The 12,223-nt window shown below is 28.1% G+C and carries 10 protein-coding genes; 6 read left to right on the forward strand and 4 right to left on the reverse strand.

Annotated features, from left to right (window positions below; genetic code table 11):
• The 5 genes from ACH2BO_RS15505 to ACH2BO_RS15525 form a co-directional block, all read left to right on the forward strand.
• Positions 1-1,602: hypothetical protein (locus ACH2BO_RS15505; protein ID WP_395045636.1), on the forward strand; the 1,602-nt coding region annotated here is incomplete at its 5' end.
• Positions 1,603-1,606: 4 nt separating this feature from the next.
• Positions 1,607-2,185 (forward strand): hypothetical protein, encoded by a 579-nt coding sequence (locus ACH2BO_RS15510; protein WP_395045637.1) that lies wholly within the window; start codon positions 1,607-1,609, stop codon positions 2,183-2,185.
• 40 nt (positions 2,186-2,225) lie between these two features.
• On the forward strand, positions 2,226-2,678 hold the full coding sequence (locus ACH2BO_RS15515) for a hypothetical protein (RefSeq protein WP_395045638.1): 453 nt from the start codon (positions 2,226-2,228) through the stop codon (positions 2,676-2,678).
• Positions 2,679-2,681: 3 nt separating this feature from the next.
• Positions 2,682-4,709 carry a T6SS phospholipase effector Tle1-like catalytic domain-containing protein gene (locus ACH2BO_RS15520; RefSeq protein WP_395045639.1) on the forward strand — a complete coding sequence of 676 codons (2,028 nt, stop codon included), beginning with the start codon at positions 2,682-2,684 and terminating at the stop codon, positions 4,707-4,709.
• Positions 4,663-5,811, forward strand: a complete 1,149-nt coding sequence (locus ACH2BO_RS15525; RefSeq protein ID WP_395045640.1) for a DUF2931 family protein — start codon at positions 4,663-4,665, stop codon at positions 5,809-5,811. The genes ACH2BO_RS15520 and ACH2BO_RS15525 overlap by 47 nt, the downstream gene beginning before the upstream one ends.
• Before the next feature lie 255 nt (positions 5,812-6,066).
• Here ACH2BO_RS15525 and hemL read toward each other — a convergent pair whose 3' ends face one another.
• The 4 genes from hemL to ACH2BO_RS15545 form a co-directional block, all read right to left on the reverse strand.
• The gene (hemL, locus tag ACH2BO_RS15530; protein WP_395045641.1) at positions 6,067-7,353 is read right to left on the reverse strand and encodes a glutamate-1-semialdehyde 2,1-aminomutase; all 1,287 of its coding nucleotides are present in this window, start codon (positions 7,351-7,353) and stop codon (positions 6,067-6,069) included.
• Positions 7,354-7,369: 16 nt separating this feature from the next.
• Positions 7,370-8,278, reverse strand: a complete 909-nt coding sequence (locus ACH2BO_RS15535) for a glucosaminidase domain-containing protein (protein ID WP_395045642.1) — start codon at positions 8,276-8,278, stop codon at positions 7,370-7,372.
• Complete coding sequence (locus tag ACH2BO_RS15540; RefSeq protein ID WP_395045645.1) at positions 8,271-9,167, reverse strand: 1-aminocyclopropane-1-carboxylate deaminase/D-cysteine desulfhydrase; 897 nt, start codon at positions 9,165-9,167, stop codon at positions 8,271-8,273. The genes ACH2BO_RS15535 and ACH2BO_RS15540 overlap by 8 nt, the downstream gene beginning before the upstream one ends.
• Positions 9,168-9,272: 105 nt before the next feature.
• Positions 9,273-11,246 (reverse strand): T9SS type A sorting domain-containing protein, encoded by a 1,974-nt coding sequence (locus ACH2BO_RS15545; RefSeq protein ID WP_395045643.1) that lies wholly within the window; start codon positions 11,244-11,246, stop codon positions 9,273-9,275.
• Between the two features lie 236 nt (positions 11,247-11,482).
• Between ACH2BO_RS15545 and ACH2BO_RS15550 the strand changes: the two genes are divergently transcribed.
• Positions 11,483-12,223, forward strand: a 741-nt coding sequence (locus ACH2BO_RS15550; protein WP_395045644.1) for a pre-peptidase C-terminal domain-containing protein, incomplete at its 3' end; no start/stop codon positions are given.

Genomic DNA, 12,223 nt, shown 5'->3' on the forward strand with positions numbered 1-12,223 from the left:
ACATACAACCCAAAAACAGGAAATGTAACCGCCAAAATTGTTGCTCCACAAACCAATGCCAACCATCCACTAGCATCACAATTACCGCAAAACACTGCTGTGCGTGTAAAAGTTTTTGTGTATGATTTTATACAAGATAAAATTCTAGATGCAAAACTACAAGAATCTGAATTTAATTTTCAAGAACTAAATTATAAAGCTACTGATGATTTATTAACAACTTCACCAGTAATAATGGGAGATTGGGATAAAATAGGATTGGTTGAAAAAGCAACCAATTTATTTTCAAATTTTTATTGGAGTAAAGATGCTTTAGGAACAAATAAAATAACTGGTTACGCAACTCAAGAGTTTCAAGCTAATTTAGAAGAAACAGTATATTTTCATATTTCGGTTAATAAAATTATTCCTGTTGGAACAACCATAAATTTTATATTAGTAGATTATGATACAGCATTATTTTTAGATATAGCAAATCCAGACGACGTTGAATTTGGAGGTAAAAAAATTGTAAAAAACGCAATTGTCATAAAAGGAGACAAAGAAAATAAAATTGTATTAAAACTTTATTTAGACCAAAGTTGGATTAAAGAACTAGAGGAAGATCAAGGACCTTTAAGAGATGCCGATTTAGATTTATATTGGGCTTGGAAATATAAAAACAAACCATACAATTCAAAAGAACATCAGTTAAGTGTTTATCCTTCAAAAACTACACTTAGGTTAATGCCGGCAATTGAAAAAGAAGGATATAATCTACCAGAAATTTATTCACATACTGGCGATATAATACTTTATGCAATTGAACTGTCGCCAGAAGGAAAAATTAAAAAATTTGTTTCTATAAAAATCCGAAATACCAAGACATATAAATTTAAAAAAGATTTAGATAAATTTATCAAAGAAATTTATACTGAAAACATCAATCTTGAAACGAACAGATTAGAAAACGCAAATTATTCAGTTGAAGAGGTTAACCATTATTTTAAGTTTAAAGAGAATGCAACTAAAATTTTTATTGAAGAAGAGTTATTAGAACAACCTATTTTAAAAGGTAGTAAACTAGCTCGATACAATTCTATTGCTAAAGTTTGGAAATTTGTTAAAAAAGCACCAGGTTTATTTGATAATTTAGATATTCTCCAACAAATGCGTGAGATGATACCAGAATTAAGCAGCAACAATGAGTTTAACATGCCGTCATTATCAACTTTTGTTGGATTTATACCAAGATTAAATGTGTACACATTGGTGTTTTCATTAGCTGAGTATCTTTTATTAGAACAAATAGAAGAACAAAACAAAGTGATAAACGATTCATTTTGGCTTAAGTGGCAAAATACTAAACGTCAAGGATTAGACAAAGTGTTGGCATTTATTGAAACACCTTGGGCGAAGAAAAATGAATTTAAAAAAACGTTTGTTATCCATGATGTTTTACAAAAATTATTTAAAGGTGAATTTAAAACTTTAGATAAATTAAGAGATAAAAGTTTTGAAAATGATGAAGAAAAAAACTATCTAGTAGTTACATATCGTGTAACAAACGAAAAACTGGACACCTTTATGGATATTGTAGACTGCATAATTATAATAAAATAGTATTATGAAAAACAATATTAAATTTACAGTAACTTACTTGTTGCTAACTAGTTGTTCCCAAAAAAATTATATTAAAGAAGTAATTTCAGAAAAAGAAGTTAGTATTTCATTAATTAAAACATATAACGAAACGTATTTCAACTTGAATGTTCCATTAGAATTTCATCTTGATTTTAATTCAGAAAAATTATACAGTGTAGGGCATTATTATATTAAAGGAAATAAATCGATGCTTGTAGGTGATGATTATTTATTATTTGATCTATATAACAATAAAAGGTTATTTTCATTTGATAGTTTTGGAGCATTTAATTACCCAACAAAAATTTATTTGTATGACAGGCAATTAAGAATAAGCAAAGAAGAAGTTTTAGAGTTGATAAAAAAATATAATCCAACAGCAAATATTGATAAACTTCAAACAAAAAAAGATACCATCAAATTAGTTTCTTATAAACAGTATCGAAAAGATAATCCAATATTCCTTGAAGAAATGCGAAAAATACCAGACTCACTGACTTTAGTTATTAGTAAATCAGGTAAAAAAGAAAATATACTCACATCAATAAAAATTGATTGGTAAAAATTTTTTTAAAACCGACATTTTAAAACAAAAGAGACTAATGATACCAGAGTTAAGTAGCAATAATAAATTTAACATGCCATCATTATCCACATTCTTTGGATTAATACCCAAAGTACCCAATATTGGTGTTTATGCCTTTGCCTTTTCACTTGCCGAGGTGTTAATTATGCAACTCAACGAGGAACAAGATAAAATTATAAATGAAAGTTTTTGGCTAGAATGGCAAAATGCAAAACGACAAGGATTGGAAAAAGTTTTAGCATTCATAAATACACCTTGGGCTGATAAAAATGGTTTTAAAAAAGTGGAAATAAGTAAAACAATCCTTGAAAATTTATTTAAAGGACAGTTAAAAAACTATAATGATTTATTTGACTCTAGTAAAATTAAAGATGAAGAAAAAAATTACTTTGTAATTGTTTATCGTATTAAAAATGATAAACTTGATACTTTTACTGATATTGTTGATTGTATAATAATTAATAATTAGCATATGAAAGTAATATATTTATCTATAATTTTAATACTTAGTTTTAGTTGTTCAGAAACTAAATATATAAAAGAAATTATTTCCAAAAGAAATGTTTCTATTGTAATTAGAGGTCAAGAAAGTAGCAAACAATATCTTATTTTAGTCATTCCGATAGAGTTTGAATTAAATCTTAATGAATCTAAAATTTATAGTGTCACTGAAAGATATTCAAAAGATAGTAATTATATGACACCAGATTATCCTGATATTTATGATTTAAATGGAAATGAATTAATGTCAACTTCTAAAGTAATAATGGGAGTTTGGGATAAAACCAAAATTACAGATTTAGCTTTTATTAAAGAAAAAATTATAAAACCTAAAACTAAAGTTAATTTTACAATTGGAATATTTTTTGATGGTACCGGAAATAATAGATTTAACTCTGAAAAAAATTATTACAAGAATCTATATAGATTAAATAAATTAAGTGTAAAAATACCTGACGAAGTAGAAATTAAAACAATCAAAGGTAAAATAAAAATTGATAATACAAGTAGTTATTGGAATCCTTACAGTAACATTACATTATTACATGATTTGTATGAACAAAAAAATATTTTTGGTAGTGGAATAAATAAAGATGGTACAGTAGATGTAGTTTTAAAACAATATGTAGAAGGTATTGGTACATTAAAAAATACTGTAGATGACTTTTTTGGTTCTGCTTTTGGTGAAGGAGAAAATGGAGTTATAGGTAAAGTTGCTAGTGGTTGTAATAACTTAGCAATTAACATAAGCAAAGCATTAAATAAAGATAGAGAAATTGCTTCAATAACTTTTGATATTTTTGGCTTTAGTCGTGGTGCTGCTTCTGCAAGACATTTTTGCAATGAAATTCTAGGAAGTGATTCTATAAAAGATTTAATGAAAAAAAATGATAGTTCTAGTGCTTTTATAAATCAAGGAAATACTAGAGTTGACAAAAAAATAAAATTTATACCAGTTGGTAAAAGATATACGTTAGGTTTATTAGGAAAAGCATTAAAAAATTTAAAAGTACAAAATGAAGTTAAAGAAACTTATCTAGAACAACCAAAAGTTACAATAAGATTTTTAGGTTTGTTTGATACAGTACTTTCTCAATTTATTGTTAAAGATCATTTAGGTAAAAAGTTAGATTTACTTGTACCTATTACAAGAATTCCTTTTGGTGTAGGACAAATAATCGAAACTAAACTAGATGTAATAAAACAAAATGTAGCCAATTTACCAATAAAAACAATAGTTCATTTTGTAGCAAAAGATGAATTTAGAGAAAATTTTGCATCAACAAAAATTAATGTAGAAAAAATAAATAAAGATAAAAATAGAAAAGGTTTTGAATATTTTTTTGCTGGTGTTCATTCAGATATTGGTGGAGGATATGCTGCGGTAGATAAAGACATAAATATTTTAGGTTTTGAAAAGAAAACTAATTTTTTGAATGATGAACAACCAAGTCCAACCAAACTTGAAAGTATTAGAAAATTCCACACAGATAATGGGTATTGTTTACAAAATGAAATTAACATTAATGAATTTAAGTTTATTGAAACCTCACCTGGAGAGGAACCAATTTTAGTTGTAGATTATCAATTAATTGCTACAAGAACTATTATACCTCGCTACTCTATAATTCCAATGTATGCAATGAAGGAACTTGCAGAACTTGCTGGTCTAGTCTTTAATGATGCAATAATAAATTCTCATCCTTATAAATATGAGTATAAAATTCCAACCAACCTTCAAGCTTACAGTAAAGAACTTTTAGAAAATATAAAAAATCTTTTTAACGGAAAAAAAGAAAAGAAAATGATAAATAAATTTTCTAAAAACAAGTACATGCATTTATCATCTAATTACAACGTTTCTAAAATAATTAAAAGAGAAGGTAAATCTATTACAGGAAATAATGAAATAGATAAAATTTTCTATATTAACTCTCCACATTACTCTAACAATGAAATATCATCCTATGTACGTGAAATATATACTCATAATAAGTAGTTTTTTATTATTATTAGTTTCTTGTAGAAATAGAGACGAAAATAAAATTGAATGGTATTCGGCTATGAGTTGTCCATCAAATTATATTATTGAAGGACCAACTATTTATTATTTTAATAAAGGAGAATTGATAAGTAGTGCTTCAACAACAACAGATATTTATGGTAGCTGGGGTTTTGGTGATGAAGCTAGAAACAATGGCAAAATGAGGATGCTACCAGACAGTGTTTCAGTAAATTATGGCGGTTTAAATAATAAATTACAAATGTGTAACTACGAAGGTGGTTCAATATTACCTTACGAAAAAATAAAAAATCTTTTTAAAAATGGTTTTATCGATTATAAAGAAAAGAAAGATTTTAGAGAAATAACGACTGGTATGGCACCAGGTGGTAAAATTTGTGTTTGGATTGATTTTGTAGAAATAAAACGATTTAAAATTAAAGAGATTAAAAAGTACAGTGATAGTTTATTAATTTCTGCGAGTAAAAAAGAATATGTAAATGCATATAATGAAACATTAAATTATTTAACTCACCATCCAATAAATTATTCTACTTGGGAACATCCAGATGCAAGATACGATTTAGATTTTGGGTTTTGCACATTAAGTAATAATGTTAAGTTTCATAATTGCTACTTTAACAGTAAAGAAGGCATTTTATTAACTCATTTTAGAGTTGGTACTGAATTTACAACTTGGGGAATTCCTTATGGTCAACCAATTACTGTTTTAGACTACAATAGTTATAGTCAATACAGTGAAAAAATTATTGTAAGAGATAAAAAAATGAATCTTCCTGTAGATGGAGTTTTTGAGTGGATTGTAGATAGTACAAAATTTTATAGTACTTGCGTTGTAATGCCCAAAGATTTACCACAACGTTTTACTAAAACTTATATAAACCCAAAAACAGGAAAAAAATGTAATTATAATAGAATTATTTTTGGTGTAGAAAAAGATGGTATACATTGTATAGTTTGGCTTGATGGTCCAGGAAAGCAAGAAAAAATTATACGTTTTAAAGGTTTACCTGAAAGAAATGATGGAGATGAAACAGTCAATCCTGGTGGTTATGCAACTGAAGTTGTTTATTATTAAAAAAAACCGATAGCGCTGATATGTCAACGTAACGATATCGCGGATTTGCAATCCGTGCCCACAAAGTTGAGAGTATAAATTGCAAATAAAAAATTAATAGTTTTAAATTATATAAGTTATGAGAAATTGTTTTTTTGATTTTGTTTGTTGGCACGGATTGCAAATCCGCGCTATCGGGGTTTCTAAGCCAAAAATGAAATAATAAAAATATCACTTTATAAGAAAAATGCTCCAAATAATTTTGGAGCATTTTCTTTAAAATTCTTTAGTAACTTTATCAATAGCTTTTATGGTAAAATCTAAATCTTGATAAGTAAGTGCATCAGTTATAAACCAAGTTTCGTAAGCTGATGGAGCAATGTAAATTCCTTCTTTCAACAATCCATGAAAGAATTTTTTAAATTTATCATTATCTCCATTTTTTGCAGTTTCCAAATCAATAACTTGTTTACTGTCAAAATGTACTGATATCATTGAACCAACTCTGTTAATGGTAAATTCAATTTTATTATTGGTTAAAACTTTATGAATACCTTTTTCAAGATAAGCTGTTTTTTCTTCTAGCCGTTTAAAAATATCTAAATCTGAATTTAAAGCTTGCAACATTGCTAATCCTGCAGCCATTGCCAAAGGATTTCCAGACAATGTTCCTGCTTGATAAACTGGTCCAATTGGTGCTAAATAATTCATAATCTCTTCTCTTGCTGCAAAAGCTCCAACTGGCAAACCACCACCAATTACTTTTCCAAAACAAACTATATCTGCTTTTATATTGTATAACTCTTGAACTCCACCTTTAGCAAGTCGAAATCCTGTCATAACTTCATCAAATACTAACAAACATTCGTTATCTGAACAAAGTTTTCTTAAATCTTCTAAAAAACCATTTATTGGAGGAACACAACCCATATTTCCAGCAACTGGTTCTACAATAATGGCAGCAATTTCATTTTTATTTGCCTCAAATAGTGCTTTTACAGATTCTATATTATTGTAATTGGCTAATAATGTGTCTTTGGCTGTTCCATTAGTAACTCCAGGAGAATTTGGGATTCCAAATGTACTTGCTCCGCTTCCGGCTTGTATTAAAAATGAATCAGAATGACCATGATAACAACCTGCAAACTTAATTATTTTGTCTTTTTTTGTAAATCCTCGAGCCAAACGAATAGCACTCATGCAAGCTTCGGTTCCAGAATTTACAAATCTTATTTTATCAATATTTGGCACCATCAAAATTGCCAATTCTGCAATTTTAGTTTCTAATTCGGTTGGCATTCCAAAAGAAGTTCCAAGTTTTGCTCTTTCTGTAATTGCATCAATAACAGGTTGATAAGCGTGACCTAAAATCATTGGTCCCCAAGAATTTATATAATCTATTAATTTATTTCCGTCTTCGTCATAAAGATATGCGCCTTGTGCACTTTTTACAAAAATTGGAGTTCCACCAACACCTTTAAAAGCACGAACTGGAGAATTTACACCACCAGGAATTACTTTTTGGGCATCAATAAATAATTGACTGCTTCTTTTATATAACATTCTTTAAATTTATAAATTATTTTACTTGTAGCATTTGTCCAATAGCTATAGAATTTTCAGAAATTCTATTTTTTTGTTTCAAATCGTCTATTGACATATTGTATCTTTTAGATATTGAATAAAGTGTATCACCTTTTTCAACTTGATGTAGTTCTGAATTTGAAATTACTACTTGCTTTGGTTTTTCAGTTTCTATAACTTTTGTTTCAACATATTCTGTTCCCAAAACTTCGGCATCAAATCTTTGCAATTGATATCTTTCTATAAGTCCAATTAATTTATTTGGATAACCTGGATCAGTTGCATAACCAGCTTTTTTTAAACCTCTTGCCCATGCTTTATAATCGTTTTTTTCTAACTTAAAAAGTGGTTCATACCATTTTCTTCCTATTAAAAATGCTGCATAATCTCGATAAGAATCATAAACATTATTATATTTTCTAAAACATTCTTGAGCTGCATCATCATCGTGTTTCACACTTTCTCCAAGCCAATCTTTATGACATTTTATACCAAAATGATTATTAGCTTGACGACTTAAATCTCCTGTTCCTGCACCAGATTCTAATATTGCTTGAGCCAAGGCAATACTTGCTGGAACGCCATGATTTTTCATATTTAGTTTTGCAACTTCTTTATATTTATCAATATAATTGTTTACAATTTCAGTAGTGACTTTTACTCGTGACGTCGCTTCTAAAACTTCTGATTGATTTTCTTTCTGTTGAGTGTTTACAATTGGTTTATCATCATTTTTTTTTGATTGAACTATTGGTTCTGATGGCTTTGCAATTGGTTTTTTAACAGTTCTTACTACAGGTTTAGATTTGTTAACAGTAGTCTTAGTTGTTCTAACAACAGGTTTATTTGTTCCACAAGAAATGAATAAACACAACATTGAAAATAAAAAAAATTTTTTAATCATTGATTTTTAGTATTGGTAATTTTTTGTTTTTTAACTTTATATTCATTCCATCAATCCCTTGAATTCCGCCTGTGTGAATCATTAGAATTTTAGAGTTTTCTGGAAAATAATTTTTATTTATTAAATCTATAACGCCAAAAACCATCTTTCCGGTATAAATAGGATCAAGTGGAATTTTGTGTTTTCCAAAAAATGAATTAATAAATTCAATTAATTCAATTGAAATTTTTCCGTAACCTTCAAAATGATAATCAGAAATTAATTCCCAATTTTTATTCTTGGCAAATTTACAAATATCTTTTTCTAAAAAATCGCCTTTGAGTGAAGGAAATCCTAAAACTTTTTGTTTAGAAAAAGAACTATTAATAATTCCCGAAATTGTTCCTCCGGTTCCAACCGAACAACAAACAAAGTCATAAATAATATCAGTTTTTGTTAAAATTTCTTCGCAACCTTTAATGGCAAGTTCATTTGTTCCTCCTTCTGGAATTAAATAAAAATCATCAAACTTTGTTTTAAGTATGTTTAAAAAACTATCAGAATCCTTATTTCTATAATCTTCTCTAGATACAAAATCAAAAATCATTCCACATTCTTGAGCAAATTTTAATGTAGGATTTTCATTAATTTTAGATTTCAATTCATCTCCACGAATAATTCCAATTGTTTTATAACCATTTTGTTTTCCTGCAAAAGCAGTTGCAGCAATATGATTAGAAAATGCACCGCCAAAAGTTAATATTGTAGTTTGATTATTGTTTTTAGCTTGAATTAGATTGTATTTTAATTTTCTAAATTTATTTCCAGATACAAATGGATGAATTAAATCTTCTCGCCTTATGAATAATTTGCAAGTTGAATTTGTAATTTCTATTTCTTGAGTTTGAATTTGCAAATTATATTTTTTTACAAAGTTAGTTATCCTAAAAATAATTTCATAAAAAAAGACATTCTTAAATTTGAATGTCTTTTGTAAATTATAATTTTCAAATAATTATTTTACTTTTTCTATAATAATTTTCTGTCCAATGCTTTTTCCGTTAATATCGTTAAGTTTCACTAAATATAGTCCATCACTTAAACCAGAAGTTGAAAACTCATAGGTCGATTTTACTCCTAAATTGATTTTTTTAAAGATTAACTTTCCAGTAATGTCAAACAAACCAACCGATTTAACATCTAATGATTTTGGATTAGAAATAGATAAAAGTTGGTTGGTATTATTTTGAACAATACTAAAATTCATCAAAGCACTATTGTCAATTGATAACGCTGAATTTATAAAAGTAACTTCAAATCTATTTGTATATGTTCCAACAGGAAGATTTATTTCAAAAAAACCATTTTTAATATCATGATAAATTCCAGTTTGTACGTCAAATAAATAAATATTTTCTGATCCTGAAAAATTGATAATATCACCAACATTAATTTTAAATGTTGATGTATCCTCAGCTTTTAATGTAAATGGAACTCTTTTGTTTATATCAAAAGCCAATGTTGTAATTACAAACGGATTAGAATTTCCAGCAATTGAAAAATAAGCATCTGTTGGAGGATTGCTTTCGTAAGAAATTACATCCATTGCAACATCAAAACCATCAGTTGTATTTGGATTAAATGCCAATGTAATTTCTTTAGTTGATTGATTATTTAAAATTGTATGTATTTTAATTTGTGGAACTTGTGCATTAGAAAATTGAGTGTAATCAACACCTGCAACATTTGCAATAGCATCCCAATTTTCGCCATCAACAGAAGAAGAAGTTGAACTATTTTTTTCAAATTCTGAATTATTACCAGAACCTTCTTTTACAAAAGCTCTATAAATATTTTTCATAACTGCATTTCCGTTTGCATATCCTTGAACCATAAATCCTTGACCAATTGGACAAAACATTCTTTTATAAGCAACTCCTGCACCAGCAAAAGTTGTGTTTACAGAACCATCAATGTTATAAGTACTCCACGAAGGATTGTTGTAGGTTCCAGGAGAATTAGCAGTTACTCCATTTGGTGCATAATATCCATAACCGCCAACATAACCTGTTAAATTGTGAGTGTTTGCTGGTTTAATATGTTCCCAGTAATATGCATTTCCGTTGATTACTTGAGTTGGACCACCAATAAAATTATATATTCCAGTTGTGTAATTTACAGTGTAACCACTATTTTCTAATAAAAAATAATTCAAATTAATTGCCGATGGATATGGATTTCCTGTCAAAGTACTGTTTGGATATTGAGTTCCTAAAGTTGGAGCAAGAACTGGAATTGAAATTATTCCATCATTCGGTTTTCCTCTAAAATCATATCTCTGATTATCATTTATGCCACCTGCGCCAATTGGATTATTAAATGATGCCTCGCCAATTCCAGGAGTATTATCGTCACCAGTAACGCCTTTCATTGTAAAACCCAATCCAGAATTTACAGTTCCTGTTGGACCAACATAAGACCATTGAGAATAATCTGACGAAGTTGAGTATTTGTATATCCAAGCGGCAGAAATTGTTAAACCTGCATTGGTTGTAAAACCATTATAACTACTAGTAATATAATTTGGAACATCAAATCCAGTTACAGATGTAGGTCTTCTAATTATAGGATTCAATGAAAAAACATTGTTACCAGCAGCTACTGCACCAACTCCAACTGGAGAACACCAATAATTATATCCATAATTATTAGAAGTTCCGTCTTGAAAAACTGATAAATGACCTGTGCCTTTGTTGCTTCCATTTGCAACTGTTCCGCCTTGTAGTAATTGACCTTCATTTCTAAGATAGAAATTACTTGGTACAAGATTTACATCAACATCACCTTGCAACTCAACATCATTGGTAACATAAACCAAAGAACCTTTATTGAATATATAACTATTATCCTTTATAAAAAGCTGTCCATTTGCATTAAATGACAAAATTAAAGTCATAAAGTACACTAATAAAACAAGAAACTTCTTCATAATCATTGATTTAAAGTTTAAAGATAAAAAAAAATATTTAAAATAAAATAAAATAAATAAAAAAATATATAAGTCAATATTCAATTTTAAAGGTCATTTGTTGTTTTTATTGATTTAATTAATCATAAGAAAACTCTGTAAACAAAACTCTACACTGAACTTTAAAGTTTTTATTAAAAAAAAAAACAGTATTTATATTTAATTTTATCTAAATTTGGTTAAATTAAAATATTAAAATGGTTAAATTATTACTAAATGTATTATTTAATAAAGGTAAATTAAAAATAATTTTAATTCTAATAATTTTTATTTTAACTCCTTTAATATCTTTTGCTCAAGGAACGACTTGCGCAACCGCAACACCAATAACTATAAATGGTGCGTGTGCAACTGGAACAATTTCTGACACCACTCAAGACTTACCAAATATTGGAACTTGCTCTGGAACTTTTAGGAGTGAAGGTTGGTATACCTTTAATGTGACTGGTGGTCCATTGAACCTTAATATTTCTGGAACTATGGGCGCTAATAATAGAGATTTATTTTTAGAATTAATCTCTTCATCAAACAATACTTGTACTGGAACTTTAAATCAAATTGCTTGTGCAAACTCATTTAATACAAATCCTCAAACAGAAGTAATAAACACAACGTTAAGTAATGGTACATATTTCATAAAAGTAGTAAATGTTGGTTCAAATGCTAGTATGAGTTTAACAAGTCTTTGTGTTACATCAAATACTGGACCACCAAATGCAACTTGTGCTACAGCAACTACTTTACCATGTGCAACTTCAAATTTAGCAGGTACAACTGTAGGAACTTCTAGCATAATAAATGGTACAGCTTGTAGCATGGGTGATTATGGAGTTTGGTACACTTTTGTTGGCGATGGAAACAACACAACAATTAGTTCAACAGCAGCTTTTGATCATGAAATGTCTGTTTCAAGCGGAAGTTGTGGAAGTTTTACTAGT

Source organism: Flavobacterium sp. (assembly GCF_043773265.1).
GTDB lineage: Bacteria > Bacteroidota > Bacteroidia > Flavobacteriales > Flavobacteriaceae > Flavobacterium.